Genomic DNA, 25,809 nt, shown 5'->3' on the forward strand with positions numbered 1-25,809 from the left:
CGCCCGCAGATAGGGTATCTTCCATACCCCATTTACGCATGTTTTAAATAAACTTTCTTAAGAATTCGATGGAATGTCAGAAGTATAGTAAATGAGCCAATTCTCATCTAAATATTCATCCCCAATTTTACTAGCATTTTTTTCAAAGGCTAAATTTTCAAACCCGAGAGAACTGAAAAATATTTTAGCACTTATGTTATTTGAAGCGATTGTGGTCATCAACATTTCAATACCTTGTGTTTTAGCGAATTCAATTATGTGATTAATGAGCTCTCTATTAATAATTTCATCATTATCTTTAACAAAATTATTCTCTAAAACGGCTTTATGACGCTTTTCAACAAATTTTATTTGCTTTAACGTACATGTTGCAACAAGATGATTGTTATCAAATGCGCCGAAAACGTTTAAATACTTTGTTTCTTCCGAGAGAATAGAGTTTAGACATTCTTCAGTAACATGTTCTAAATAATATTGATCCCAAGCATAATTATGATAGCCGTTTGACATTAATTCTTTATAAGATTCTAAATCATCAGTATTTAATACACGGATATTTTTCATGTTGACCTCCAGGTTCAAAGAAAATAAAAACATATTTAATATCTTTAGACTAAGATACTTATCAAATACATAATAAAAGAATTATTAAAAATACGCAATAATCGTTTTATATTAACAAAAAGCATTTGTGATAATTTAATTATGTGGAAATTCAAATTATAAAAATATTATTTTGAAATTTCATCTATATCCATATCTTAAAAGGGTTTAACTACATACTATTTTATCAGATATTGTAATCATACAATTATGTTTACTAAATCTTAATAAAAAATTTTAATAAACTTAAGTTTGAAAATTTCTGTTAGAAATGTACTGTTTAGAAAGAAAAAAGCTACCAACACTTCTTTTACAAAGGTTGGTAGCTATAAGTAACACTTAGATATTTAATTGAAATGACTAAAATGATTAATCAATAACTTCTACTTTTAGATTTACATCAATGTTACCGCGAGTTGCTTTTGAATATGGACAGAATTCATGTGCATCTTGTAAATATTTTTCAGCATCTTCTTGAGATAAAACATTTTTAACTTTTGCATCAATATCTACACTCAATTTAGGACTCTCAGCGTTTGGATCGTCCTCTAAACGTACTGTTAGAGTAACTTCTGGTTCAGCATCACGTACTTTGTTTTGTTTTAAAATAAGATCAAAAGCACCATTAAAGCATGAAGCGTAACCTGCTGCAAATAATTGTTCAGGATTTGTAGCATTTCCATCAGCTTGTTGTGGTGGTAATACATCAACATTTATTGCGTTATCGTCAGTGTGTACATGTCCTTTACGTCCACCAACGTTTGTAGCTTTAGTTTCATATTGAACTGCCATTATTATTACCTCCTAAATCTTTATATATTTTTACCATACCCAGTGCTAGATTTTTTAAATCATGATTAAATTCTTTAAATAAAAATCAATCTCCCAATCATCATTTGTAAGTTGTGAATAAATTAATATAAAATAATCTTAATATTATTCTTATGAATAGAGGGATATCATGACGCAAGTAGATGTTGCAGTAACCATTTCGCCAGAAGAAACAATAACGCAATTGTGCTTAGATGAATTAATAAAATATAAAGACTATATAGATATCGTAGAACTACGAATAGATCAGTGGGAGAACTTTGTTATTAAAAATGTTGATACTGTGATTCAACAGTTAAGAGGATTGAATTTGGATTTTAAGATTTTAGTGACTTATCGTACCTCTAAACAAGGTGGTAAAGGAAATGTTGAAGAAACAACTTATATAGATATTCTTAAGCTATTGATTGAATATGCCCAATTTGAATTACTTGATATTGAATGGAGTGGATCTATAAATACAGATCAATATGCTCAATTAATCACTGATGCTCAAGAAAAGAATTTAAACGTAGTGTTATCGCATCATAATTTTGAAGAAACACCATCATTAGAAGAGATTAAATTTATATATTACAAAATGCAAAAATTAGCACCACAATATTTAAAACTTGCAGTAATGCCAAACAATAAAGAAGATGTACTACATTTATTAGAGGCGATGAGTGTGACTTCTGATAATACACCTTATAAAGTTATCGGAATATCTATGTCTCATCTAGGATTAGTAAGTCGTGTTGCACAAGGGGTGTTTGGGGGATCGATTTCATACGGTTGCTTAGGTGAGCCACAAGCTCCTGGTCAAATTCATGTTAAAGCTCTGAAACAACAGCTTGAATTTTATCAATGATAAACGAATAAGTTGAATTTAACGGTTTTGTGACTTATAATTGATAATTGTTATCAACGAACGTAGAAGGAGCGAATTAAAGTGGAATTACAAGAAGCTATATCTAATAGAAGAAGTATAAAAAAATTTAAACATGATATGGTGATTGACGATAAGGCATTATATGATGCTATCGAAAAAGCTACCGACGCTCCAAATCATGGAATGCGTGAACCTTGGAGAGTCGTTCATGTTTCAAAAGACAAATTAGGTGATTTTAGTCATGACATTACTCGATTTGCATTTCCAGATCATCCCGAAAAAAGAGAAGATCATTATAATGCTGTAACAAATTTAGGTGGTTTATTATTACTCATTTTGAAAAATGATCCTAGACAAAGACAAAACAGAGAAAATCACTTTGCATTTGGAGCATTTGTTCAAAATTTAATGTTGTTACTTTACGAAGCGGGAATTGGCACATGTTGGAAAACACCTCACTATATTTTTGAACCTAAAGTACGTAGAGCTTTAGATATTCAAGATGATGAAATTTTAGCTGGTTTCATGTATCTAACGGATTTAGAAGTTGAGCCAACTAAAGCTAAACGTAAAAATAAAAATTTAATCACTAAGTTTGAGTAATTATTTTAATTTTCAAAGTACCTAAAAAAGAGCTTTCTCTACTTTAAATTTGTAGAGAAAGCTCTAATTTTATTTTTATTGATTTAAGTTTTCATCTAGGAAAGATTCGACTTGTTCTGGTGATTTCGCATTAGCCGAATGTAAATGCGCTAATTTTTCGCCATTTTGGAAAATTAAGATGCTTGGTATACCCATAACATCATTTTCAGTAGTAACATCTTCTAACTCATCACGATCTACTACATACCAATGATAGTTATTATATTTTTCTGTAATAGGGTCAATCCACATATCCATTGCTTTACAATCTGGACACCAATCTGCTTCGAATTTGATAATAACTGGTTCTTTACTATTGATTGTAGAATTAAAGTCTTCTGTTTTATGAATACCTTGCATAGTTATATGCTCCTTTTCACTATTAGTAAATTTATTATAACCAATGATATCTTTTTTATAAAAATATTAGCTTAAAAAGTAGAGCGTTTTCCTAAAGAAAATGATATATTTGTCTTAATAAAGAGAAGGAGGTAACAAACGAATGATTAAATTTTATCAATATTCAAATTGTACGACTTGTAAGAAAGCCGCTAAATTTTTAAATGAATATGGTGTGAGCTATGAACCTATTGATATCGTACAACACACACCTACTAAAAAAGAATTTGAAGATATCATTGAAAAAACAGGTGTTGAAGTAAATAAACTATTTAACACTCATGGCGCTAAATATCGTGAACTTAATTTGAAAGATAAACTTAAAGACATGTCAGATGATGAAAAATTAGATTTATTAGCATCTGATGGAATGTTGGTAAAACGTCCATTAGCTATCTCTGGAGAAAAAATCACTTTAGGATTTAAAGAAGATCAGTATAAAGATACTTGGTTATAGTATTTAAATATTTATTTTAAAAGTGAACATTAAAAACTGAAATGATGCGAATATGATATTTTACATAAATAAACACGAATTTTATCATATTAAATCTTTTAGATATTAGTTGATTGAACAATATCAGTGTGGCATCATTAAAATGTAATTAATAATTAGGAGGGGATTCTCGTGGCAGTACCGAGCGAATTTAAATATTCTAAAGAACATGAATGGGTTAAAGTAGAAGATAATGTAGCTACTATTGGTATCACAGAATATGCTCAAAATGAATTAGGTGATATCGTATTTGTTGAATTACCTGAAACAGATGAAGATTTAAATGAAGGCGATACTTTTGGTAGTGTTGAATCAGTTAAAACTGTATCAGAATTATATGCGCCTATCTCAGGTAAAATCGTCGAAGTTAACGACGAATTAGAAGATAGTCCTGAATTTGTTAACGAATCACCATATGAAAAAGCATGGATGGTAAAAGTAGAGATTAGTGATCAAAGTCAATTAGATCAATTATTATCAGCAGAGCAATATTCTGAGATGATTGGTGAATAGTATGTTTAAACTCCTCGATTAATATAATCAAGGAGTTTTTTTTAGATTAACTTAGAAACACTTAGCACTAAAGTGCTAAGTGAAAAAAGGAACGCCTGAGCTAAAGCTCACGCATAAGAAACACTAACCACTAAAGTGGTAAGTGTTTCTAAAAATGTTTAGTTTTTGAGGATTCTGTGAATGATGTAAGTGACAGTTAACTATCGACTCTTAGAAGGTGGATTGACATGACTATTGTGAATAAAGTTATCATTGTTGAAGGTAAGTCGGATAAGAAACGAGTGCAACAAGTTATTGCAGAACCAGTAAGTATTATTTGTACCCATGGGACCATGAGTATAGATAAAATCGATGATATGATAGAATCACTTTATGGCAAACAAGTTTATGTTCTTGCAGATTCTGATGATGAAGGAGAAAAAATTAGAAAATGGTTTAAGCGATATTTAAGCGAAAGTGAACATATATATGTTGATAAAACATATTGTGAAGTAGCTAAATGTCCTAAAAACTATTTAGCTAATGTTTTAAATAGATACGGATTCGCAGTGCGAAAAGAGAAGAATCTAATGCCTAATTTAAACACTGAAAGGTTAGTTTTAGTTAATGAGTAGTACAATCGATCTCGAAGATATAACAGAAAACTATAATGAAGATAAACATCTTATATTTGGATATACACCTATGTGTGGGACATGTAAAGTCTCAGAAAGAATGTTAGATATTGCTAATGATATATTACAGCTGCCTATTAAGAAGGTAGATTTAAATTTTCATCCGGATTTTAGTAAAGAAAAAGAAATAATGTCAGTTCCTGTTCTATTGGTAATGAATAAGGACAAAGAAGAAAATAGAATCTATGCATTTCAATCAGTTCCTTATTTGTTAGAAAATTTAAAATAATTATTGACGAAACTCTAGTACGATGGTAGGATTAATACAAATTAAATGATGCGACAACTCTTATCGAGAGAGGTGGAGGGATGTGCCCTATGAAGCCCGGCAACCGTCTGATATAGAAATGGTGCCAATTCACATAAAGTTCAACTTTAGAAGATGAGAGAAAGAAGATTTTTAGAATGCTTTCTCAACTCTCTATAAGTTGAGAAAGCATTTTTTAATTTATATATGCAATTTAAGGAGGCTATTAACGTGATTGAGTTAAATCAAATAGTTAAACGATATCATACTAAGAACAAAGATGTTCTTGCAGTTGATCACGTTGATTTAAATATTGAATCAGGCTCAATTTTTGGCGTTATTGGTTTCTCTGGTGCTGGTAAAAGTACACTAATTAGAATGTTCAACAACTTGGAATCTCCAACTTCAGGAGATGTAATAATTGACGGGGACAATATTAGTAAATTATCTAAATCAGAGCTACGAAAAAAACGACAAAAAGTAAGTATGATTTTCCAACATTTCAACTTATTATGGTCAAGAACCGTTTTAAAAAATATCACATTTCCACTTGAAATCGCAGGAGTCCCAAGTGGTAAAGCGAAGCAAAAAGCACTCGAATTAGTAGAATTGGTAGGTTTGAAAGGACGAGAAAGTGCTTATCCATCAGAGTTATCTGGGGGACAAAAACAAAGAGTAGGTATTGCTAGAGCATTAGCAAATGATCCTGATGTTTTACTTTGTGATGAAGCTACAAGTGCTTTAGACCCTCAAACAACTGACGAAATTTTGGACCTATTACTTAAAGTAAGAGAACAGCAAAATCTAACTATCGTTTTAATTACTCATGAAATGCACGTAATTAGACGTATATGTGATGAAGTTGCTGTAATGGAAAGCGGTAAAGTAATAGAGCAAGGTAAAGTAAGTGAAGTGTTTGAGAATCCTCAACACGCGGTTACAAAACGCTTTGTTAAAGACGATTTAAATGATGATTTTGAAGATTCTTTAGATGAATTAGAACCATTAGCGAGTGACTCTTACATAGTGAGATTGAACTTTACTGGTGATAATGCAACTGAACCTATTGTTTCGTATATCACGAAAACACATAATATTGACGTTAATATTCTGGAAGCTGACATCAAGAATACTAGAAATGGTTCTATAGGATTCTTAGTGATACATATTCCACACATTAATAATGATAGCTTTGAACATTTTAAAAATGATCTTCATGAGCAACATGTGAATGTGGAGGTGTTGAGACATGGGTAAGTCTTATGGCGAAATTTTTCATGAAATGTTTACAATGCCTAATGTTCAATGGCCAGATGTATGGCAAGCTATTTTAGAAACGCTGTATATGACAATTGTTTCTACTATTTTTGCCTTTATATTTGGTTTGATTTTAGGTGTGTTACTTTTCCTATCTGCGAAGAGTCATTCACCAGCAGCTCGAATTTTCTATACAATTGTCTCATTTATAGTGAACTTATTTAGAGCCATTCCGTTCATTATTTTAATTTTATTACTCATACCATTTACGAGTGTCATCTTAGGTACTATTAGTGGACCGACAGGAGCATTACCTGCACTTATAATTGGTGCAGCTCCATTCTATGCTCGTTTAGTAGAAATTGCATTTAAAGAAATTGATAAAGGTGTAATTGAAGCGGCTTGGTCAATGGGAGCTAACACATGGACTGTTGTACGCAAAGTACTACTTCCTGAAGCGATGCCAGCTTTAGTCTCAGGTATTACTGTAACCGCTATTGCTTTAGTTGGTTCAACTGCCATAGCAGGTGTAATCGGGGCAGGTGGTTTAGGTAACTTAGCATACTTAACAGGATTTACTAGGAATCAAAATGATGTCATATTAGTTTCAACTGTATTCATTTTAATTATTGTATTTATAATTCAATTCCTTGGGGATTGGCTTACAAATAAAATTGATAAACGCTAAAGAAAAGGGGAAAAACGTTCAATGAAAAAAATTTTAGGTATTATTTTAGTTTTGGCATTAACAGTTGCTTTAGCTGCTTGTGGTAGCGGTGGTGACAAAGAGAAAACAATCACAGTAGGTGCTTCTCCAGCCCCTCACGCTGAAATTTTAGAAAAAGCTAAACCATTACTTGAGAAAAAAGGTTATGACTTAAAGATTAAAACAATTAACGATTACACTACACCTAATAAATTATTAGATAAAGGTGAAATCGACGCAAACTTCTTCCAACATACACCATACTTGAAAACTGAAAGTAAAGAAAAAGGATACAAAATTGAATCTGCTGGAGATGTAGAATTAGAACCTATGGCAGTTTACTCTAAAAAATATAAAAGTTTGAAAGATTTACCTAAAGGTGCAACGGTCTACGTTTCAAATAATCCTGCTGAACAAGGACGTTTCTTAAAATTCTTTGTGGATGAAGGCTTAATTAAACTTAAAAAAGGCGTTAAGATTGAAGACGCTAAATTTAGTGATATCGAAGAGAATAAAAAAGATATCAAATTTAATAACAAACAATCAGCCGAATACTTACCAAAAATTTACCAAAATCAAAAAGCTGATGCAGTCATCATCAATTCTAACTACGCAATTGACCAAAAATTAAGTCCTAAAAAAGACTCAATTGCCTTAGAGAAAGCCAAAGATAATCCTTATGCTAACTTAATTGCAGTTAAAAAAGGACATAAACATGATAAGAAAATTAAAGCTTTAATGGAAGTTCTTCAATCTAAAGAAATCAGAGATTATATCGATAAAAAATATGATGGTGCAGTCGTACCAGCTAAGTAACACAAAAGATCACTTTCTTAACGCATATGTTAAGAGAGTGATCTTTTTATTTAAATTTTATACTACTCTATAAAGAATACCTACACCGAGACCACCGTATCCCATTTGATAATCAAATTTTAAGACTTCTATATTTGGATTTTGTTCTAAAAAACGATTAACTTTCTTATTAAGTCCACCTTCAGTCATAGATGTAATATTGACAAATTTCATAACTACACTCCTTAAAAAGCTTTTGGTAATTTTAGTATATGAAAATCACTGTATAAAGCAATCCTTTAAAATAAAAAATTAAGCTATTATCATTACATTGATGTTTATTCTAGATTTTAGAGGGTATAAATTATAAAGATAAAGTCATAAGGAGGAAATTACAATGGCTGAAGATAATAAATTTGAACAAGCTAAAGGTAATATTAAAGAAACAGTAGGTAACGCTACAGATAATAAAAATTTAGAACAAGAAGGCAAAGAAGATAAAACTTCAGGTAAAGCTAAAGAAGTTGTTGATAACGCTAAAGAAAAAGCTAACGATGTAATTGATAAATTTAAAGGCGACAAATAAATTTGTCTCGTTACTTTTAAAAAGCCCTCAGGTACAGAATCGTACGTGAGGGCTTTATTGTGTTAAAAATATTAAAATTTATTGATTATCTGATTTTGCTGTAATTAGTCCTAAGGTAAAACTAACAATAAAGCCTATAATTATTGTTAAAAATGAGATTATCCAAACTAGACCATTTTCAGGAAAGCCTGGGAAAACTGCATAAATTGAACCAATTATAAATCCAATAATCAATGCGAACGTCATCGTTGTGTGATGATGTAGGAAGTACTGAATCATACGGCTAGACAGCATAAATCCTGTCAAAATACCTAATCCAACGATGATTAAAATAGGTAATGCTGTGAAATTTAATTTCACTAGCTCAGAGATTGAAAACATTACCGTCCCATAGGCACCAAATACTAATAACATAAAAGATCCAGAGATTCCGGGTAATAACATTGCACTTGAGGCGAACATACCAGCTATAAAATATTTAATAATAAGACCAAAAGATAGAGTTAATGTTTCGCCAGAATGTTTATCACCATTATTAAGAAGTGTAATGATGACCAAAATAATAATTCCAATTAAAATCATTAGATAGTGCTTGGTTTTAAAGGTTTGTTTAAAGTTAGAAGTTTTTAGTAAGTATGGAATGATTCCAATAATCAATCCTGTGAAAAAGAACATAGTTGGAATTTCGTGATAGCTTAATAAATAGTTGAATAAGTTGCTTAATAAAGCGATGGCTAAACCCATTCCTAATAAAATAGGAAGTAAAAATTTAAAACTCGGCCAAAAACGTTTCGAGAACAGTCCGCTTACAGAACTAATAAAATCATCATAGATACCTAGCAGTAAAGCTATTGTTCCACCACTTACACCAGGAATTAAATCACTTGTACCCATGCCAAAACCTTTAAGAATATTCGTCCATTTGAAGTTGTTCATGAATGGCTCCTTTCATTTAAGATTTAAAGGTTAAACTGCATAATATCACAAAATTCAAATTTTAGGGAAACAAACCCTTTATTTTGTCTAAAAATTGGCTATTGAGAAATTGAGCTTATCTTTATCATTTAATGAAATTTTACGAGTTAAATAAAAATAATTTTATTTAAAGAATTAATCTAAATAAACGGTTTAAAAAGTTTATATTAGTGCTTAAGTGCGTTATAATAAAGAGAATTGAAATTCACTAAGTCTTTTTGACTACAGATTAAAATTATTATAAACTAGTTAAGAAAACTTTATATTTTACGGAGGGAATATAAATGTCATCAACATTAGAAATCAAAGACCTACATGTGTCTATTGAGGATAAAGAAATTTTAAAAGGTGTAAACTTAACTGTAAATACAGGAGAAATACACGCAATTATGGGCCCTAACGGCACTGGTAAATCAACATTATCATCTGCAATCATGGGACACCCAAGTTATGAAGTGACACAAGGGGAAGTATTATTAGACGGCGTTAATATTTTAGAATTAGAAGTTGATGAAAGAGCTAAAGCAGGTTTATTCCTAGCAATGCAATATCCTTCAGAAATCACTGGTGTTACAAATGCTGATTTCATGCGTTCTGCTATTAATGCTAAACGTGAAGAAGGACAAGAAATTAATTTAATGCAATTTATCAAGAAATTTGATAAAGAGATGGATTTCTTAGATATTGATCAAGATATGGCTCAACGTTACTTAAACGAAGGTTTCTCTGGTGGGGAGAAAAAACGTAACGAAATTCTACAATTAATGATGTTAGAACCGAAATTCGCTATTCTAGATGAAATTGATTCTGGTTTAGATATTGATGCTTTAAAAGTTGTATCTAAAGGAATTAATCAAATGCGTGGTGAAGACTTTGGTGCATTAATGATTACGCACTATCAACGTTTATTAAACTACATCACACCTGATAAAGTGCATGTTATGTATGGTGGTAAAGTAGTTAAATCTGGTGGCCCAGAGCTAGCTAAACGCCTTGAAGAAGAAGGTTATGAATGGGTTAAAGAAGAATTTGGTGCAGCTGAATAGTCGTCAATAGGACTTTTTACAATGAGATGTTCACTTTTAATGATGAAAATGAACATACTAAGCAAATTATATTTCATCAAGTAGGAGGCAAAGAAAGTTATGACAACTGAAACTTTGAACATTTCTGAAGAACAACTTGTTGATTATTCAAAAGCGCACAATGAACCTTCTTGGATGACAGAATTACGTAAAAAAGCGTTGAAATTAACAGAAACTTTAGAAATGCCAAAACCTGATAAAACAAAATTACGAAAATGGAATTTTGATACATTTAAACAACATGAAACAAAAGGCAGTGCATATGAAAACCTTAGCGAATTACCAGAATCAGTAAAACAAATTATCGATGTTGAAAACTCTGAAAATTTAGTGATTCAACACAATAACGATTTAGCTTATAGTCAAGTGTCAGACCAAGCTAAAAAAGATGGTGTCATTATTGAAGGTTTATCAGAAGCATTGGTGAATCACAGTGAATTAGTTCAAAAATACTTCATGACTAAAGCTGTAGATATTGATGAACATCGTTTAACAGCGCTACACACTGCATTAATGAATGGTGGTATATTTGTATATGTACCTAAGAATGTTGTAGTTGAACATCCAATTCAATACGTTGTACTTCATGACGACGATAATGCAAGTTTCTATAATCACGTTATTCTTGTTACTGAAGAAAGTGCAGAAGTAACTTATGTAGAGAATTATTTATCTAATGCAAATGGTGAAGATAATCAAATTAATATTGTTTCAGAAGTGATTGCAGGAGCTAATTCTAATGTCACTTATGGCTCTGTAGATTACTTAGATAAAGGTTTTACCGGTCACATTATTCGTCGTGGTACAACTGAAGCAGATGCCTCTATTAATTGGGCATTAGGCTTAATGAATGAAGGTAGTCAAATTATTGATAATACTACTAACTTAATTGGTGATCGTTCAACAAGTGAATTGAAATCAGTTGTAGTTGGAACAGGTGACCAAAAAATTAATTTAACATCTAAAATTGTTCAGTATGGTAAAGAAACTGACGGTTATATCTTAAAACATGGCGTAATGACAGAAAATGCATCTTCAGTGTTTAATGGTATTGGTTATATTAAACACGGTGGTACTAAATCTATCGCTAATCAAGAATCTCGTGTACTAATGCTATCTGAAAATGCACGTGGTGACGCTAACCCTATCTTATTAATTGATGAAGACGATGTTGAAGCAGGTCACGCTGCGTCAGTAGGTCGAGTTGACCCTGAGCAACTTTATTACTTAATGAGTCGCGGTATTTCAAGAACTGAAGCTGAACGTTTAGTTATACATGGTTTCTTAGACCCAGTAGTTCGTGAATTACCAATTGAAGACGTTAAACGTCAATTAAGAGAAGTTATTGAACGTAAAGTTTCTAAATAAATCTTTAATTTAAATTTTCAAAAATTATTAACCCAATAAAACGAGATTTTTAACTATAGAAAGGTCGTGAATATAGTGGCCGAAAAAACTTTTAATGTGAACAATGTCATTAAAGATTTCCCGATTCTTGAACAACAAGTTAACGGAAAGCGCTTAGCGTATCTTGATTCAACTGCTACAAGTCAAACGCCTGTTCAAGTGTTAAATGTATTAGATGATTATTATAGACGTTATAACTCTAACGTCCACCGTGGTGTTCACACTTTAGGATCACTAGCAACAGATGGCTATGAAAGTGCTCGTGAAACTGTTCGTCGATTTATTAATGCTAAATATTTTGAAGAAATTATTTTCACTAGAGGGACAACTGCATCAATCAATATTGTTGCACGTAGTTATGGTGACGCTAACGTCGAAGAAGGCGATGAAATAGTTGTGACTGAGATGGAACATCACGCGAATATTGTTCCATGGCAGCAATTAGCTAAGCGTAAAAATGCATCACTAAAATTTATCCCAATGACTAATGAAGGCGAACTTAGAGTAGATGACATTAAAGAAACAATAAATGAAAAAACTAAGATTGTAGCTATTGCACATGTATCAAACGTCTTAGGTACAATTAATGATGTTAAAACGATTGCAGACATCGCACATGAACATGGTGCTATTATTAGTGTTGATGGCGCTCAAGCCGCACCACATATGGCCTTGGATATGCAAGATATTGATGCTGATTTTTATAGTTTTAGTGGACATAAGATGTTAGGACCTACAGGTATTGGTGTTTTATATGGTAAACGTCAATTACTTAAAGATATGGAACCTGTAGAATTCGGTGGAGATATGATTGATTTTGTTAGTAAATACGATGCTACTTGGGCCGATTTACCAACGAAATTTGAAGCTGGAACACCTCTTATTGCACAAGCTATTGGTTTAGGTGAAGCGATTCGTTACATTGAAGACCTTGGCTTTGATGCTATACACAAGCATGAGAAAGAGCTGACTGAATATGCATACGATCAAATGTCTGCAATTGAAGGTTTAGAAATATATGGACCACCTAAAGATCGTCGAGCAGGTGTGATTACTTTCAATCTTTCAGATATTCACCCTCATGATGTTGCGACAGCAGTTGATACTGAAGGTGTGGCTGTCCGAGCTGGACATCACTGTGCACAACCACTAATGAAATGGCTTAATGTATCCTCAACTGCACGAGCAAGTTTCTATGTTTACAACACTAAAGAGGATATTGATCAGTTAGTTCAAGCATTGAAACAAACGAAGGAGTTTTTCTCTTATGAATTTTAATAATTTAGATCAACTATATCGATCTGTAATTATGGATCATTATAAGAACCCTAGAAATAAAGGTGTTTTAGATAACGGCTCAATGACAGTGGATATGAATAACCCTACATGTGGTGACCGTATTCGTCTAACATTCGATATTCAAGACGGTATAATTAATGATGCAAAGTTCGAAGGAGAAGGTTGCTCAATTTCTATGTCAAGTGCATCAATGATGACAGAAGCGGTAAAAGGTCATTCTCTTGCTGAAGCTATGCAAATGAGCCAAGAATTCACTAAGATGATGCTCGGTGAAGACTATGAAATTACGGAAGAGATGGGTGACATTGAAGCATTACAAGGTGTATCTCAATTCCCAGCACGTATCAAATGTGCAACTCTTGCTTGGAAAGCTCTAGAAAAAGGTACAGTTGAAAAAGAAGGTAAAGCAGAAGGCACAACTGAAGAAGAATAATTAATTATTAATATCTTCTTCAGTGTGTTTTAAAATGAATCGGGTAAACTTAAATTATAGCAATTATGTAGTCTTTAGATGACTACAGTATGTTGTTATAATATATATTACAACTTTAAAGAATAGTCATTTTTAAGTATTACACTTTTAACTATATAAATTAAAAATCTCATGCGCACGTTGTTTATTAATTATCAATTCAAGGAGTGATTAAAATGGCTAAAAAAGCACCTGATGTTGGAGATTATAAATATGGTTTCCACGATGAGGATGTGTCCATTTTCAGATCAGAGCGAGGTTTAACAGAAAATATCGTTACTGAAATTTCTAAGATGAAAGAAGAACCGCAATGGATGTTAGATTTCCGTCTTAAAGCATTGAAATTATTCTATAAAATGCCTATGCCACAATGGGGTGGAGACTTATCAGAATTAGACTTTGATGATATTACTTATTATGTTAAACCATCAGAGCATACAGAACGTTCTTGGGATGAAGTTCCTGAAGAAATTAAACGTACGTTTGACAAATTAGGTATTCCTGAAGCTGAACAAAAATATTTAGCTGGTGTATCTGCACAATATGAATCAGAAGTTGTTTATCACAACATGGAGAAAGAATTAGAAGAAAAAGGAATTATCTTCAAAGATACTGATAGTGCATTACGTGAAAATGAAGATTTATTCAGAGAATACTTTGCATCTGTTGTACCTGCTGCAGATAATAAATTCGCGGCATTAAATTCAGCAGTATGGTCAGGTGGATCATTTATCTATGTACCGAAAAACGTTAAATTAGATACACCTTTACAAGCATACTTCCGTATTAACTCTGAAAATATGGGTCAATTTGAGCGTACTTTAATTATTGCGGATGAAGGTGCATCAGTAAACTATGTTGAAGGTTGTACTGCACCAGTTTATTCAACAAGCTCATTACATTCGGCTGTTGTTGAGATTATAGTGCATAAAGATGCGCATGTTCGTTACACAACTATTCAAAACTGGGCAAACAATGTCTATAACTTAGTTACTAAACGTACTTTTGTTCATGAAAATGGTAACATGGAATGGGTAGACGGTAACTTAGGTTCTAAGTTAACAATGAAATACCCTAACTGTGTATTACTAGGTGAAGGTGCTAAAGGTAGTACATTATCAATTGCTTTCGCTGGTAAAGGTCAAGTTCAAGATGCCGGTGCTAAAATGATTCATAAAGCTCCTAATACATCTTCAACTATCGTTTCTAAATCCATCTCTAAAAATGGTGGTAAAGTTATTTATCGTGGTATCGTTCACTTAGGACGCAAAGCTAAAGGTGCACGTTCAAATATTGAATGTGATACGTTAATCTTAGATAATGAATCTACGTCTGATACAATTCCATATAATGAAGTATTTAATGACAATATTTCATTAGAACACGAAGCTAAAGTGTCTAAAGTGTCAGAAGAACAATTATTCTATCTTATGAGTCGTGGTATTTCTGAAGAAGAAGCCACTGAAATGATTGTTATGGGCTTCATTGAACCATTCACTAAAGAATTACCAATGGAATATGCAGTAGAAATGAACCGATTAATCAAATTCGAAATGGAAGGTTCAATCGGCTAATTATACACTAAAGTTACGAATTTAATAATTTAGAATATTAAACCTGTCATCAACCTTATATCAGAGTTGTTGGCAGGTTATTTATTTGATTCATTTATTGTCATAGTGGTTTATCGTTTCGAATGTTTATTTCTTGGGAAATAGTGTATAAAAGTTCACAATGATTATTTTATAAGGAGAATACATCATGATTGTCTCGATTATCATTTTATTTTTAGTTTCGTTTTTCTTCTCTGGAAGTGAAACGGCATTAACTGCTGCTAATCGTACTAAGTTTCAAACTGCTGCGAAGGATGGTGACAGAAAAGCTAAAGGACTTTCAAAATTATTAGATAAACCCAATGAATTTATTACGACTATTCTTATAGTTAATAACGTAGCAAATATTATTTTACCTATTCTAGTAGCTATTTTAGCTATTCGAAAGGGAGTCAATATTGTCGTTGCTTCTGTAATTATAATTATATTAATTATTTTAATTTCAGAGGTTATTCCGAAATCAATTGCTGCGACATTTCCAGATCAAATTTCACGTTTGGTTTATCCAATTATCAATATTTTAGTTATTATTTTAAAGCCTATCACATTCGTATTGAATAAAATGACAGACGGTATTAATCATTTGTTTTCTCGAGGAAAACCTGTGGAAAAGCGTTTTTCAAAAGAAGAAATACGTACATTATTAAATATTGCAGGACGAGAAGGTGCATTTAATGAAGTTGAAAATGCACGTTTGCAAAATGTGATGGACTTTGAAAAATTAAAGATAACTGATGTAGATACAACACCACGCGTGAAGGTAGTGGCATTTTCAAAAGAAGTCACTTATGATGAAGCATATGAAACAGTTATGAATGAACCTTATACAAGGTATCCGGTGTATGATGAAGATATTGATGATATTATCGGTGTATTTCATTCAAAATATTTATTAGCATGGAGTAAGCATAAAGACGATAAAATTACGAATTATGTATCGAGCCCACTATTTGTAAACGAGCACAATCGAGCGGAATGGGTGCTTCGTAAAATGACTGTGACGCGTAAGCATTTAGCGATTGTGTTGGATGAATATGGTGGTACCGATGCGATTGTGTCACATGAAGACTTAATTGAAGAATTACTAGGCATGGAAATTGAGGATGAAATGGATCAAGAAGAAGAAGAAAAATTAAAAAATCAAAGACTTCCTCAAAGTATGAAAGGCCGATAACTTTATTAAGAAGGGTGAAACATGATGTGGAATGAAAATGGAATGACGAAAGTATTGGGCATACAATATCCTATCATTCAAGCAGGAATGGCTGGTAGTACGACGCCTCACCTAGTCTCAACTATTAGTGAACGTGGTGGTTTAGGCACAATTGGTGCAGGTTATTTTAATGCTGAAAAGTTGGAAAATGAAATTTTAGAAGTGCAACGATTGACTGATAAACCTTTTGGCGTGAATCTCTTTGTTCCTAGTAAAAATCGTTATCTACCAGACCAAATTAATCATATGAATGCTTGGTTGAAACCATATAGACGTGCATTTAATTTAGAGGAACCTGTTGTCAATGTCACAGAGGATATACAGTTTAAACAAGCGATTGATTTAATTATTAAGTATCGTGTGCCTGTATGTTGTTTCACATTCGGTATTCCTGATGAAGAAACAATTCAAAAACTTAAAGAAGCAAATGTCACTTTAGTCGGTACAGCTACAAGTGTTGATGAAGCAATTGAAAATGAGCGTTCAGGAATGGATATCATTGTCGCACAAGGCAGTGAAGCAGGTGGACACAGGGGTTCATTTTTAAATCATGGCGATGATGAGCCTATGATAGGAACAATGTCGCTTGTACCTCAAGTGGTAGATAATGTGACGGTACCGGTGGTAGCTGCAGGCGGAATTATGGACGGTAGAGGTTTGCTTGCGAGCATGATGCTTGGCGCACAAGGTGTGCAAATGGGTACAGCATTCCTGATTTCTGATGAAAGTGCTGCGAGTGATTTATTAAAAAATGCTATTCTAGGAAGCAAGGAAACAGACACTGTAGTTACTAAAGTATTTAGTGGTAAGTATGCACGAGGGATTCATAATGAGTTTATTGATGAAATGAATCAGTTTGATGGCGAAATTCCTGATTATCCAATTCAAAATCAACTGACTAATAGTATCAGAAAAGCTGCAGCTCAAGATGGTAATAGAGAACTTACACATATGTGGAGTGGACAATCTCCACGTCTTGCTGAGAAAATGCATGCTGCAATGATAATGGATAGAGTCATATCGCAAGTGAATAAGAAATTACAACTTATATAGATATAGTTCAATTAAGAGAGGGAAAGCATCCGTTGATAATAACGGAGTATCCTTCTCTTTTTTATATGAAAATCATCGATTTTTATAATAATAAAGAATATGTAAATTTTAGCTTGTTCGAGTGAACCACTCTATTATAGTGTGGTATCATGTTGATGGTGATAAAAATGATAGAAATAGGTCTTACTGGTTGGGGAGACCATGATACATTATATGAGGATTTAGACCGCAAAAGTGACAAGTTAAAGACTTACGCTAGTCATTTTCCCATAGTGGAATTAGATGCCTCATATTATGCAATTCAACCAGAACGAAACATAATGAAATGGATAAATGAAACGCCTAAACGTTTTCAATTTATTGTAAAAATACACCAAGCATTAACCCTTCATGCAGATTATAAAGAATATGCGGAAACACGTAGTGAATTATTTGAACAATTTAAAGAGATGCTTGAGCCTCTTAAAGAGCATAATAAACTTGCGATGGTCCTAGTTCAATTTCCACCATGGTTTGATTGCAACGCTCAAAATATTAACTACATTTTATATGTAAGAAAGCAATTAGAGGAAGTTCCTATGTGCGTGGAGTTCCGACATCAATCTTGGTTCGATGATCGTTTTAAAGAGCAAACTTTATCATTTTTAACAGATCATCAAATTATACATTCTGTTGTTGATGAACCTCAAGTAAAAGAAGGTAGTATTCCTCTCGTTAACAGAATTACAAACCAAGTAGCTTTTGTACGTTATCATGGCCGTAATCGTCATGGATGGACGAAAAAAGATATGACAGATCAAGAATGGCGAGATGTTAGATATTTGTATGATTATAATGAAGAAGAACTTGAAGATTTAGCACAAAAGGTTAAAATCCTAAATCAAAAAGCTAAAAAAGTTTATGTAATTTTTAATAATAATTCTGGTGGACATGCAGCTCAAAATGCTAAAACATATCAAGACATACTAGGTATTGATTATGAAGGTTTAGCTCCACAACAATTAAAATTATTTTAAGAGGCGAATATCATGTTATTAACTATTATTTTACTTGTTTTAATAGGTGGACTCTCAGCAATCTTAGGGTCAATTGTAGGTATAGGAGGCGGCATAATTATTGTGCCGACGCTTGTATATTTAGGAGTAAATCATCATATACTTCATGGCATCACTCCACAGATTGCTATTGGTACATCTTCAGTTATCCTTATCGTTACAGGATTATCATCTTCATTAGGTTATTTAAAAACGAAACAAGTTGATATAAAAAACGGTTCTATTTTTCTTTTTGGCTTATTACCAGGATCGCTCATAGGTTCATTTTTGAGTCAATTTTTAACTTTAGATTCATTTAACTTATACTTTGGTATTTTTATGATTTGTGTAGCAATATTGCTTATGGTGCGTCATAAAATTAAACCTTTCAAAATATTTGATAAACCACAATATGAACGTACATATGTTGATGCAGAGGGTAAAACCTATCATTACAGTGTGCCACCATTCTTTGCATTTGTCGCAACTTTATTTATAGGTATACTTACCGGTTTATTTGGTATAGGTGGAGGAGCTCTAATGACTCCATTAATGCTCATTGTATTTAGATTTCCACCACATGTTGCTGTAGGAACAAGTATGATGATGATTTTCTTTTCAAGTGTAATGAGTTCTATTGGACACATTGTACAAGGTCATGTTGCTTGGGGTTATTCAGTGGCATTGATTATTTCTAGTATTATTGGAGCGCAAATTGGAGTTAAAGTGAATCGTTCACTTAAATCAGATACTGTAGTCATGCTACTAAGAACAGTCATGTTATTATTAGGCGCATATTTAATAATTAAATCTCTCTTGTAATACTCTAAGCACTTCTACTTTTAGATAGAGATGTTAAATGCTAAAGTAACTAATAAGTATAATTGATTGATTAATTTGAGAGGGGGACGTGTCATGGAATTAACAATTTATCATACAAACGATATTCACAGTCACTTAAATGAATATGCCCGTATTCAATCTTATATGGCTAGCCATCGACCACAACTTCAACATCCCTCCCTTTATTTAGATATTGGTGATCATGTAGATTTATCAGCCCCTGTCACAGAAGCAACGATTGGTAAAAAGAATATTGAATTACTTAATCAAGCACATTGTGATATTGCGACGATTGGTAATAACGAAGGTATGACGATTTCTCATGAAGCACTACAAAATTTATACACTGACGCGAATTTTAAAGTCATATGTGCAAATGTGTTTGATGAGAAAGGATATTTACCTAATCATATAACGTCTTCATATATTAAAGAAATTGAAGGTAGTCGTATATTATTTGTGGCTGCAACAGCACCATTCACTCCTTTTTACAGAGCACTGGATTGGGTTGTGACTGATCCATTAGCGGCAATTAAAGATGAAATTGAAGCTCATAAGGGTCAATTTGATATTTTAATTGTTATGAGCCATGTGGGTGTTTTCTTTGATGAGAAATTATGCCAAGAAATTCCTGAAATTGATGTCATTTTCGGGAGTCATACACACCATTACTTTGAAAATGGTGAATTTAACAATGGCGTACTTATGGCCGCAGCTGGGAAATATGGTCATTTCTTAGGAGAAGTCAACCTAACCATCGAACATGGTAAAGTCTCTGATAAAAAAGCGAAATTACATCCTCTCGATGCGTTACCACAAGTTGAAACGCACTTTGAAGAAGAAGGTAAAGCTTTATTAAGTGAGCCTGTCATTGACCATCATGTTAAATTACTGAAAAAAACGGATGTCATTACCGAAACTTCTTACTTATTAGCAGAGAGTGTTTATGAATTTACGCATGCAGATTGTGCATTAGTGAATGCTGGGTTAATTGTGAATAGTATAGAGGCTGATAAAGTCACGGAATATGATATTCATCGTATGTTACCGCATCCGATTAACTTAGTGAGGGTTCGTTTAACCGGTGACGAATTAATTAAAGTCATTCAAAAGAGCCAAAAACAGGAATACATGCATGAACATGCTCAAGGCTTAGGTTTTAGAGGTGACATTTTCGGTGGTTATATTCTTTATAATCTAGGATTCATAGAATCTGAAAATAGATACTTCATAAATGGTGAAGAAATTCAAACAGATCATCAATACACGTTAGGTACTGTCGATATGTATACATTTGGTAGATATTTCCCAATTTTAAAAGGCTTGCCAACAGATTATATCATGCCAGAATTTTTAAGAGACATTTTCAAGGAAAAGTTGCTTAGATTTTAAATTTAACGTATATTAGATTTTAATTTATTGTTAATTTCGTTATAATAAACGAAGAGATATTAAACAGGAGGGTATGCGTTGTTATGGCGACTAAAAATGAAGAAATTTTGCGTAAACCAGATTGGTTGAAGATTAAGCTTAACACGAACGAAAACTATACTGGTCTCAAAAAGATGATGCGTGAGAAAAATTTACACACAGTTTGTGAAGAAGCAAAGTGTCCAAACATACACGAATGTTGGGGAGCTAGACGTACAGCTACGTTTATGATTCTAGGGGCTGTTTGTACAAGAGCTTGTCGATTCTGTGCGGTTAAAACTGGTTTGCCGAATGAATTAGATTTAAATGAACCAGAACGTGTCGCTGAATCAGTAGAGTTAATGAACTTAAAACATGTGGTTATTACTGCAGTTGCTCGTGACGATTTAAGAGACCAAGGCTCAAATGTCTACGCTGAAACAGTGCGTAAAGTTAGAGAAAGAAACCCATTTACAACGATTGAGATTTTACCATCGGATATGGGTGGAGATTATGAAGCGCTTGAAACCTTAATGGCTTCAAGACCAGACATTTTAAATCATAATATTGAAACAGTTCGTCGCTTAACGCCTAGAGTACGTGCCCGTGCTACGTACGATCGTACGTTAGAATTTCTACGTCGTTCTAAAGAACTACAACCTGATATTCCAACGAAATCTAGTCTTATGGTCGGCTTAGGGGAAACAATGGAAGAAATTTATGAAACAATGGATGATTTACGTGCAAATGATGTAGACATCCTTACAATAGGACAATACTTACAACCTTCTCGTAAACATCTTAAAGTTGAGAAATATTATACACCATTAGAATTTGGTAAAATGAGAAAAGTTGCTATGGATAAAGGCTTCAAACATTGCCAAGCAGGTCCACTTGTACGTAGTTCATATCACGCAGATGAACAAGTTAACGAAGCAGCTAAAGAAAGACAACGCCAAGGTGAAGAACAATTAAGTAAATAAGATGTAATATATATTCTGAAACTTAGGTTGGTTCGTCATCAACCTAAGTTTTTATATTAATTAGATTAGGTGAAACGATGATTAAAGTAGAAGAACAATACTTTGAATTAATTGAAGAATATAGAGATTGTTTCAATGAGGAAACATTTGCAGCGAGATACTCAGATATTTTAAATAAGTATGATTATGTAGTTGGTGATTTTGGTTATGATCAATTACGTTTAAAAGGTTTTTATAAAGATAGTAATAAGAAAGCTGAGATAAGTAAACGGTTTTCAAGTATTCAAGATTACATACTAGAATACTGTAATTTTGGTTGCCCATATTTTGTAGTACGACATATACCCGAAAATGAACTAGTAGACGAAGTAGAGGATGAAGCGGATCTTATAGATAAACTTCATGATGTTAAAATACAACCTACCATTCAAGATACTGAGAAAACACAAGATACTGAAGATAAATAAAGGCCCATTAAGTCGAGCACTATATCTCGATTTAATGGGCCTTTATGATTTATAAGTAGATATATATCATTTTTGCTCATTGTTGTAGTGGTATGATTACGTTCTTGTTAACAGATATATTTAATGAATCACTTCGTTCAAGTATCCAATAATTTCATCGCCTTCTTCTTTTGTGACACCAAGTATATGTGCAATATAGCCTTCTTCTTCAATATCATCTGTTCCTATAATTCCGAATTTATTTGTTTGCATATTTAATACGAGTGTTTTCCCATAGTGTCTGTCAGTTTGAACGAGCATTAAATCATAACGACTGTGTTCTCCAACAAACCCTACGAACTGAACTTGGCTTTGTTCTTCGTCATCATATAAGTACATATCAATCATGCGTTATGCGCTCCTTTATTTTCCAAAAAGTGTTACGTCTAAGTATAACGACAAATGAAGACGACTGCAAAATTATGATATGATAAGCATGATAGATGTATGAAGAGGTGACGAACGAATGTATTTCGTAGATAAAGAAAAATTGACACAGAAATTGACCTATTTACAAGGTTTGACAGAGGATTATGATAAAAATAAAGAAAATCATTATGCGTATGAACGTATTGCTCAAATGTTAATCGAATCATCAGTAGATATTGGAAATATGATTATAGATGGGTTTATTTTAAGAGATCCAGGTAACTATAAAGACGTGATTGATATTCTAGAATTAGAAAATGTAATTTCTAAGGAAACTCAAACCCATATTAATGACACTGTAGATGTCAGAAAACAATTTGCACACAATTATACAGAATTAAATGTAAAAGAAATCATGCCTTTATTTGATAAATCATTGCCATATTATAAGGAATTTATCAAAGAGGTTGCACAATTTCTTGAAAGTGAGAACGTTCCAATTACTGCATTTGGAAAAGGGGAGAACCAATAGTGAAGAATTATAAAGCCTATTTAATCGATTTAGATGGTACGATGTACAAAGGTACAGATGAAATCGATGGAGCGGCACAATTTATAGATTATTTGAATCGCAATGAAATACCACATTTATATGTTACAAACAACTCAACGAAGACGCCGGACCAAGTTGTTGACAAACTTCGTGAAATGAAAATTGATGCGAAACCTGAGGAAATTGTGACTTCAGCACTTGCTACTGCTGACTTTATTTCAGAAGAACACCCAAATGCATCAGTTTACATGCTTGGTGGTAATGGCTTGAAAACAGCTTTAACTGAAGCAGGATTAACTGTAAAAGCTGATGAACATGTAGATTATGTGGTGATTGGTTTAGATGAAGAAGTTACATATGAGAAACTTGCAGTAGCCACATTAGGAGTTAGGAATGGTGCTAAATTCCTCTCTACTAATCCTGACGTCTCCATTCCTAAGGAAAGAGGGTTCTTACCTGGAAATGGCGCTATTACAAGTGTTGTTAGTGTTTCTACTGGGGTACAACCACAATTTATTGGTAAACCTGAAACGATAATTATGGATAAAGCTCTAGAAATACTAGGTTTAAATAAAGAGGATGTAGCCATGGTAGGAGACTTGTATGATACAGATATTATGTCAGGTATTAATGTAGGCATTGATACGATTCACGTTCAAACAGGCGTAACTACTTACGAAGAAATTCAAACTAAAGAAGTACCACCCACACATTCTTTCGCAGATTTAAATGTTGCTATCACTGAACTTGAAAAGTAACCCATAGTACTGTGTAATAATTTTCTAAGGTAAACATTAAATAATAGATGTATAAATAAACTGGGGTGAGTGGATGAACAAAATACTAATTACTCGAAAGATTCCTCAAAAATTTATTGAACAATTAGAACAAATCGGCGATGTCGTCATGTGGGATAAAGAATTAACACCAATGCCTAGAGAAACATTTTTAAGTGAAGTTAAAGACGCTACTGCTTGTTTTATTACTTTAAGTGAAAGCGTAGACGAAGAAGTATTGACAGAAGCGTCTGACCTTAAAATTATTGCAAATATGGCTGTAGGTTATGACAACATAGATGTCGTCAGAGCGAATGATCATGACATTACTGTAACTAACACACCTGATGTATTAACTGAAACGACTGCTGAATTAGGTTTTACACTTATGTTAACAGTTGCTAGACGCATTATTGAAGCGGAAAGATATGTGCAAGAGGGTCAATGGCAAAGCTGGGGGCCTTATTTACTTTCCGGAAAAGATGTTCACGGTTCGACAGTAGGTATATATGGTATGGGCGGTATTGGTAGAGCGTTTGCACGTCGTTTAAAAGGTTTTAATACTCGTATTTTATATCACAACCGTACTCAGAATCCAGAAGCTGAAAAAGAGTTAGATGCGACGTACGTTTCGTTTGAAACTTTATTAAAAGAAAGTGACTTTGTCATTTGTACAGCACCGTTAACACCACAAACTGAGAATCAATTTGATTCAAAAGCATTCAATTTGATGAAGAATGATGCCATTTTCATTAATATCGGACGAGGTGCCATTGTTGATGAAACTGCATTGGTTGAAGCGCTACGAAATCATACTATTTTAGGTTGTGGACTTGATGTATTGCGTCAAGAACCTATCGATGTGAATCATCCTCTATTGAAACTTGATAACGCGGTGATTGTACCTCATATTGGAAGCGCATCACGTCTCACAAGAGATCGAATGGTACAACTTTGTGTTAATAATATTTTAGCTGTTTTAAATCATCAACTACCTATCACTCCGGTAAAAGTTAATAACTAAAAAGGTTTTTTAAACTCACGCAATCTAGGGATAATTATCCTTTTGAGGTTGCGTGAGTTTTTAGTGATTTAATCTAACAATTTTGTTAGTCGGTATGTAATTGTTTATTAGCTGTTTTAGTCTTAAAATAATGATGTTCTAATAAAAAGAGGAACTTAAGTCTTTCCCAATGCGTGACGAAAAAATGTTTTACAAAGTCTTGATATCAAAGTGAAACATGCAATAATTATAAAAATAGAATTGAATTATAATTCAATTGTGACTATAATGAATTGTAAAACAAAAATATAGAAGTAGCATTGTATTTTTATGTTAACGATTCGAGAAAGCTTTAAATTTTGACGAATATATTTTTATATGTAAGATGATTGTTTATATACATATCAAACAATCTAAGTTTAAGAGGTGCTATATGAAAACTAAAAGTAAAGAACCTAATAAGTATTATGAAAAAATGAAGCCTTACTTACTTACATTATTATATTTAGCTATATTTATAGCTTTATACTTAATATATGGTAGTGGCGATACACATAATAACTTCATTTATAATGAATTTTAATGAGGGAGAGTA

Annotated in this window: 32 protein-coding genes and 1 riboswitch; of the genes, 26 read left to right on the top strand and 6 right to left on the bottom strand. The window is 32.7% G+C overall.

The window, feature by feature from the left end:
* Positions 1-57: 57 nt before the first annotated feature.
* Together HMPREF2642_RS06985 and HMPREF2642_RS06990 are read right to left on the bottom strand one after the other, a co-directional pair.
* A complete protein-coding gene (locus HMPREF2642_RS06985; RefSeq protein ID WP_030064990.1) occupies positions 58-564 on the bottom strand; it encodes a GNAT family N-acetyltransferase in 507 nt (168 codons plus the stop codon).
* Positions 565-972: 408 nt separating this feature from the next.
* Complete coding sequence (locus HMPREF2642_RS06990) at positions 973-1,395, bottom strand: organic hydroperoxide resistance protein (protein WP_002433175.1); 423 nt, start codon at positions 1,393-1,395, stop codon at positions 973-975.
* A gap of 169 nt (positions 1,396-1,564) precedes the next feature.
* On the opposite strand from HMPREF2642_RS06990, the gene aroD reads away from it, so the two are divergent.
* Together aroD and HMPREF2642_RS07000 are read left to right on the top strand one after the other, a co-directional pair.
* Positions 1,565-2,284 carry a type I 3-dehydroquinate dehydratase gene (gene aroD / locus HMPREF2642_RS06995; RefSeq protein WP_030064992.1) on the top strand — a complete coding sequence of 240 codons (720 nt, stop codon included), beginning with the start codon at positions 1,565-1,567 and terminating at the stop codon, positions 2,282-2,284.
* An 81-nt stretch (positions 2,285-2,365) separates the two neighbouring features.
* The gene (locus tag HMPREF2642_RS07000; protein WP_070597744.1) at positions 2,366-2,908 is read left to right on the top strand and encodes a nitroreductase family protein; all 543 of its coding nucleotides are present in this window, start codon (positions 2,366-2,368) and stop codon (positions 2,906-2,908) included.
* A gap of 75 nt (positions 2,909-2,983) precedes the next feature.
* Here the strand turns inward: HMPREF2642_RS07000 and HMPREF2642_RS07005 are convergent, their stop codons facing one another.
* Entirely contained in the window at positions 2,984-3,307 is a 324-nt protein-coding gene (locus tag HMPREF2642_RS07005) for a thioredoxin family protein (protein ID WP_002433224.1), read from the bottom strand.
* A 142-nt stretch (positions 3,308-3,449) separates the two neighbouring features.
* Between HMPREF2642_RS07005 and HMPREF2642_RS07010 the strand changes: the two genes are divergently transcribed.
* The 7 genes from HMPREF2642_RS07010 to HMPREF2642_RS07040 all read left to right on the top strand — a co-directional run bounded on the left by HMPREF2642_RS07010 (position 3,450) and on the right by HMPREF2642_RS07040 (position 8,055).
* On the top strand, positions 3,450-3,803 hold the full coding sequence (locus HMPREF2642_RS07010) for an arsenate reductase family protein (protein WP_002433128.1): 354 nt from the start codon (positions 3,450-3,452) through the stop codon (positions 3,801-3,803).
* Between the two features lie 171 nt (positions 3,804-3,974).
* Positions 3,975-4,355, top strand: a complete 381-nt coding sequence (gene gcvH / locus HMPREF2642_RS07015) for a glycine cleavage system protein GcvH (RefSeq protein ID WP_002433083.1) — start codon at positions 3,975-3,977, stop codon at positions 4,353-4,355.
* A 227-nt stretch (positions 4,356-4,582) separates the two neighbouring features.
* Positions 4,583-4,969 carry a toprim domain-containing protein gene (locus tag HMPREF2642_RS07020; protein WP_002452796.1) on the top strand — a complete coding sequence of 129 codons (387 nt, stop codon included), beginning with the start codon at positions 4,583-4,585 and terminating at the stop codon, positions 4,967-4,969.
* On the top strand, positions 4,962-5,258 hold the full coding sequence (locus tag HMPREF2642_RS07025; RefSeq protein WP_002433313.1) for a thioredoxin family protein: 297 nt from the start codon (positions 4,962-4,964) through the stop codon (positions 5,256-5,258). Before HMPREF2642_RS07020 ends, HMPREF2642_RS07025 begins: the two co-directional genes overlap by 8 nt.
* Positions 5,259-5,315: 57 nt before the next feature.
* Positions 5,316-5,418: riboswitch (SAM riboswitch) on the top strand.
* Positions 5,419-5,507: 89 nt separating this feature from the next.
* Positions 5,508-6,533, top strand: a complete 1,026-nt coding sequence (locus HMPREF2642_RS07030; protein WP_002433504.1) for a methionine ABC transporter ATP-binding protein — start codon at positions 5,508-5,510, stop codon at positions 6,531-6,533.
* Positions 6,526-7,221 (top strand): methionine ABC transporter permease, encoded by a 696-nt coding sequence (locus HMPREF2642_RS07035; RefSeq protein ID WP_002433122.1) that lies wholly within the window; start codon positions 6,526-6,528, stop codon positions 7,219-7,221. Before HMPREF2642_RS07030 ends, HMPREF2642_RS07035 begins: the two co-directional genes overlap by 8 nt.
* A 21-nt stretch (positions 7,222-7,242) precedes the next feature.
* Positions 7,243-8,055: a MetQ/NlpA family ABC transporter substrate-binding protein gene (locus HMPREF2642_RS07040; RefSeq protein ID WP_070597745.1), complete on the top strand. Its 813-nt coding sequence runs from the start codon at positions 7,243-7,245 to the stop codon at positions 8,053-8,055.
* Positions 8,056-8,112: 57 nt separating this feature from the next.
* Here the strand turns inward: HMPREF2642_RS07040 and HMPREF2642_RS11735 are convergent, their stop codons facing one another.
* Positions 8,113-8,268: a hypothetical protein gene (locus tag HMPREF2642_RS11735; protein ID WP_002433227.1), complete on the bottom strand. Its 156-nt coding sequence runs from the start codon at positions 8,266-8,268 to the stop codon at positions 8,113-8,115.
* A 163-nt stretch (positions 8,269-8,431) separates the two neighbouring features.
* Between HMPREF2642_RS11735 and HMPREF2642_RS07045 the strand changes: the two genes are divergently transcribed.
* Positions 8,432-8,620, top strand: a complete 189-nt coding sequence (locus HMPREF2642_RS07045; RefSeq protein ID WP_002433364.1) for a CsbD family protein — start codon at positions 8,432-8,434, stop codon at positions 8,618-8,620.
* A 78-nt stretch (positions 8,621-8,698) separates the two neighbouring features.
* Here HMPREF2642_RS07045 and HMPREF2642_RS07050 read toward each other — a convergent pair whose 3' ends face one another.
* The gene (locus HMPREF2642_RS07050; RefSeq protein WP_030065002.1) at positions 8,699-9,556 is read right to left on the bottom strand and encodes a polyprenyl-phosphate transporter PopT; all 858 of its coding nucleotides are present in this window, start codon (positions 9,554-9,556) and stop codon (positions 8,699-8,701) included.
* Between the two features lie 323 nt (positions 9,557-9,879).
* Between HMPREF2642_RS07050 and sufC the strand changes: the two genes are divergently transcribed.
* The 12 genes from sufC (at position 9,880) to HMPREF2642_RS07110 (ending at position 22,474) form a co-directional block, all read left to right on the top strand.
* Positions 9,880-10,641: a Fe-S cluster assembly ATPase SufC gene (gene sufC, locus HMPREF2642_RS07055; protein WP_070597746.1), complete on the top strand. Its 762-nt coding sequence runs from the start codon at positions 9,880-9,882 to the stop codon at positions 10,639-10,641.
* A 99-nt stretch (positions 10,642-10,740) separates the two neighbouring features.
* Positions 10,741-12,048: a Fe-S cluster assembly protein SufD gene (gene sufD / locus HMPREF2642_RS07060; RefSeq protein ID WP_023350627.1), complete on the top strand. Its 1,308-nt coding sequence runs from the start codon at positions 10,741-10,743 to the stop codon at positions 12,046-12,048.
* A 66-nt stretch (positions 12,049-12,114) separates the two neighbouring features.
* Entirely contained in the window at positions 12,115-13,365 is a 1,251-nt protein-coding gene (locus HMPREF2642_RS07065) for a cysteine desulfurase (RefSeq protein WP_176744845.1), read from the top strand.
* Positions 13,355-13,819, top strand: coding sequence for a Fe-S cluster assembly sulfur transfer protein SufU (sufU, locus tag HMPREF2642_RS07070; protein ID WP_002433278.1), 465 nt, complete (start codon positions 13,355-13,357; stop codon positions 13,817-13,819). Before HMPREF2642_RS07065 ends, sufU begins: the two co-directional genes overlap by 11 nt.
* A 215-nt stretch (positions 13,820-14,034) precedes the next feature.
* Positions 14,035-15,432: a Fe-S cluster assembly protein SufB gene (gene sufB / locus HMPREF2642_RS07075; protein WP_070597748.1), complete on the top strand. Its 1,398-nt coding sequence runs from the start codon at positions 14,035-14,037 to the stop codon at positions 15,430-15,432.
* A 187-nt stretch (positions 15,433-15,619) separates the two neighbouring features.
* The gene (locus HMPREF2642_RS07080) at positions 15,620-16,645 is read left to right on the top strand and encodes a hemolysin family protein (protein WP_070597749.1); all 1,026 of its coding nucleotides are present in this window, start codon (positions 15,620-15,622) and stop codon (positions 16,643-16,645) included.
* A gap of 24 nt (positions 16,646-16,669) precedes the next feature.
* On the top strand, positions 16,670-17,737 hold the full coding sequence (locus HMPREF2642_RS07085; RefSeq protein WP_002433275.1) for an NAD(P)H-dependent flavin oxidoreductase: 1,068 nt from the start codon (positions 16,670-16,672) through the stop codon (positions 17,735-17,737).
* Positions 17,738-17,904: 167 nt separating this feature from the next.
* Positions 17,905-18,753 carry a DUF72 domain-containing protein gene (locus HMPREF2642_RS07090; RefSeq protein WP_030065006.1) on the top strand — a complete coding sequence of 283 codons (849 nt, stop codon included), beginning with the start codon at positions 17,905-17,907 and terminating at the stop codon, positions 18,751-18,753.
* A gap of 12 nt (positions 18,754-18,765) precedes the next feature.
* Positions 18,766-19,593, top strand: a complete 828-nt coding sequence (locus HMPREF2642_RS07095; RefSeq protein ID WP_002433256.1) for a sulfite exporter TauE/SafE family protein — start codon at positions 18,766-18,768, stop codon at positions 19,591-19,593.
* Between the two features lie 93 nt (positions 19,594-19,686).
* Positions 19,687-21,006 (top strand): bifunctional metallophosphatase/5'-nucleotidase, encoded by a 1,320-nt coding sequence (locus HMPREF2642_RS07100; protein ID WP_030065007.1) that lies wholly within the window; start codon positions 19,687-19,689, stop codon positions 21,004-21,006.
* Between the two features lie 83 nt (positions 21,007-21,089).
* On the top strand, positions 21,090-22,007 hold the full coding sequence (gene lipA, locus HMPREF2642_RS07105) for a lipoyl synthase (RefSeq protein WP_002433269.1): 918 nt from the start codon (positions 21,090-21,092) through the stop codon (positions 22,005-22,007).
* A gap of 77 nt (positions 22,008-22,084) precedes the next feature.
* Entirely contained in the window at positions 22,085-22,474 is a 390-nt protein-coding gene (locus tag HMPREF2642_RS07110; protein WP_030065008.1) for a YutD family protein, read from the top strand.
* A gap of 120 nt (positions 22,475-22,594) precedes the next feature.
* Here HMPREF2642_RS07110 and HMPREF2642_RS07115 read toward each other — a convergent pair whose 3' ends face one another.
* Positions 22,595-22,861, bottom strand: coding sequence for a DUF3055 domain-containing protein (locus tag HMPREF2642_RS07115; RefSeq protein ID WP_030065009.1), 267 nt, complete (start codon positions 22,859-22,861; stop codon positions 22,595-22,597).
* Between the two features lie 118 nt (positions 22,862-22,979).
* Between HMPREF2642_RS07115 and HMPREF2642_RS07120 the strand changes: the two genes are divergently transcribed.
* The 4 genes from HMPREF2642_RS07120 (at position 22,980) to HMPREF2642_RS07135 (ending at position 25,797) form a co-directional block, all read left to right on the top strand.
* Positions 22,980-23,414, top strand: a complete 435-nt coding sequence (locus HMPREF2642_RS07120) for a DUF86 domain-containing protein (protein ID WP_002433111.1) — start codon at positions 22,980-22,982, stop codon at positions 23,412-23,414.
* Positions 23,414-24,193 carry a TIGR01457 family HAD-type hydrolase gene (locus tag HMPREF2642_RS07125; RefSeq protein ID WP_030065011.1) on the top strand — a complete coding sequence of 260 codons (780 nt, stop codon included), beginning with the start codon at positions 23,414-23,416 and terminating at the stop codon, positions 24,191-24,193. Before HMPREF2642_RS07120 ends, HMPREF2642_RS07125 begins: the two co-directional genes overlap by 1 nt.
* Positions 24,194-24,266: 73 nt before the next feature.
* Positions 24,267-25,235 (top strand): 2-hydroxyacid dehydrogenase, encoded by a 969-nt coding sequence (locus tag HMPREF2642_RS07130; RefSeq protein ID WP_023350620.1) that lies wholly within the window; start codon positions 24,267-24,269, stop codon positions 25,233-25,235.
* A 412-nt stretch (positions 25,236-25,647) separates the two neighbouring features.
* Positions 25,648-25,797, top strand: a complete 150-nt coding sequence (locus tag HMPREF2642_RS07135) for a teichoic acid D-Ala incorporation-associated protein DltX (RefSeq protein WP_002433492.1) — start codon at positions 25,648-25,650, stop codon at positions 25,795-25,797.
* The last annotated feature ends 12 nt before the right edge of the window (positions 25,798-25,809 follow it).

Source organism: Staphylococcus sp. HMSC055A09, assembly GCF_001809655.1.
Taxonomy (GTDB): Bacteria; Bacillota; Bacilli; order Staphylococcales; family Staphylococcaceae; genus Staphylococcus; species Staphylococcus capitis.

Bases quoted from the DNA above. Each gene is read 5' to 3' on its own strand.
- HMPREF2642_RS06985 (WP_030064990.1), bottom strand. From the start codon at position 564: ATGAAAAATATCCGTGTATTAAATACTGATGATTTAGAATCTTATAAA.
- HMPREF2642_RS06990 (WP_002433175.1), bottom strand. From the start codon at position 1,395: ATGGCAGTTCAATATGAAACTAAAGCTACAAACGTTGGTGGACGTAAA.
- aroD (WP_030064992.1), top strand. From the start codon at position 1,565: ATGACGCAAGTAGATGTTGCAGTAACCATTTCGCCAGAAGAAACAATA.
- HMPREF2642_RS07005 (WP_002433224.1), bottom strand. From the start codon at position 3,307: ATGCAAGGTATTCATAAAACAGAAGACTTTAATTCTACAATCAATAGT.
- HMPREF2642_RS07010 (WP_002433128.1), top strand. From the start codon at position 3,450: ATGATTAAATTTTATCAATATTCAAATTGTACGACTTGTAAGAAAGCC.
- HMPREF2642_RS07020 (WP_002452796.1), top strand. From the start codon at position 4,583: ATGACTATTGTGAATAAAGTTATCATTGTTGAAGGTAAGTCGGATAAG.
- HMPREF2642_RS07025 (WP_002433313.1), top strand. From the start codon at position 4,962: ATGAGTAGTACAATCGATCTCGAAGATATAACAGAAAACTATAATGAA.
- HMPREF2642_RS07035 (WP_002433122.1), top strand. From the start codon at position 6,526: ATGGGTAAGTCTTATGGCGAAATTTTTCATGAAATGTTTACAATGCCT.
- HMPREF2642_RS07040 (WP_070597745.1), top strand. From the start codon at position 7,243: ATGAAAAAAATTTTAGGTATTATTTTAGTTTTGGCATTAACAGTTGCT.
- HMPREF2642_RS11735 (WP_002433227.1), bottom strand. From the start codon at position 8,268: ATGAAATTTGTCAATATTACATCTATGACTGAAGGTGGACTTAATAAG.
- HMPREF2642_RS07045 (WP_002433364.1), top strand. From the start codon at position 8,432: ATGGCTGAAGATAATAAATTTGAACAAGCTAAAGGTAATATTAAAGAA.
- HMPREF2642_RS07050 (WP_030065002.1), bottom strand. From the start codon at position 9,556: ATGAACAACTTCAAATGGACGAATATTCTTAAAGGTTTTGGCATGGGT.
- sufC (WP_070597746.1), top strand. From the start codon at position 9,880: ATGTCATCAACATTAGAAATCAAAGACCTACATGTGTCTATTGAGGAT.
- sufD (WP_023350627.1), top strand. From the start codon at position 10,741: ATGACAACTGAAACTTTGAACATTTCTGAAGAACAACTTGTTGATTAT.
- sufU (WP_002433278.1), top strand. From the start codon at position 13,355: ATGAATTTTAATAATTTAGATCAACTATATCGATCTGTAATTATGGAT.
- sufB (WP_070597748.1), top strand. From the start codon at position 14,035: ATGGCTAAAAAAGCACCTGATGTTGGAGATTATAAATATGGTTTCCAC.
- HMPREF2642_RS07080 (WP_070597749.1), top strand. From the start codon at position 15,620: ATGATTGTCTCGATTATCATTTTATTTTTAGTTTCGTTTTTCTTCTCT.
- HMPREF2642_RS07085 (WP_002433275.1), top strand. From the start codon at position 16,670: ATGTGGAATGAAAATGGAATGACGAAAGTATTGGGCATACAATATCCT.
- HMPREF2642_RS07090 (WP_030065006.1), top strand. From the start codon at position 17,905: ATGATAGAAATAGGTCTTACTGGTTGGGGAGACCATGATACATTATAT.
- HMPREF2642_RS07095 (WP_002433256.1), top strand. From the start codon at position 18,766: ATGTTATTAACTATTATTTTACTTGTTTTAATAGGTGGACTCTCAGCA.
- HMPREF2642_RS07100 (WP_030065007.1), top strand. From the start codon at position 19,687: ATGGAATTAACAATTTATCATACAAACGATATTCACAGTCACTTAAAT.
- lipA (WP_002433269.1), top strand. From the start codon at position 21,090: ATGGCGACTAAAAATGAAGAAATTTTGCGTAAACCAGATTGGTTGAAG.
- HMPREF2642_RS07110 (WP_030065008.1), top strand. From the start codon at position 22,085: ATGATTAAAGTAGAAGAACAATACTTTGAATTAATTGAAGAATATAGA.
- HMPREF2642_RS07115 (WP_030065009.1), bottom strand. From the start codon at position 22,861: ATGATTGATATGTACTTATATGATGACGAAGAACAAAGCCAAGTTCAG.
- HMPREF2642_RS07120 (WP_002433111.1), top strand. From the start codon at position 22,980: ATGTATTTCGTAGATAAAGAAAAATTGACACAGAAATTGACCTATTTA.
- HMPREF2642_RS07130 (WP_023350620.1), top strand. From the start codon at position 24,267: ATGAACAAAATACTAATTACTCGAAAGATTCCTCAAAAATTTATTGAA.
- HMPREF2642_RS07135 (WP_002433492.1), top strand. From the start codon at position 25,648: ATGAAAACTAAAAGTAAAGAACCTAATAAGTATTATGAAAAAATGAAG.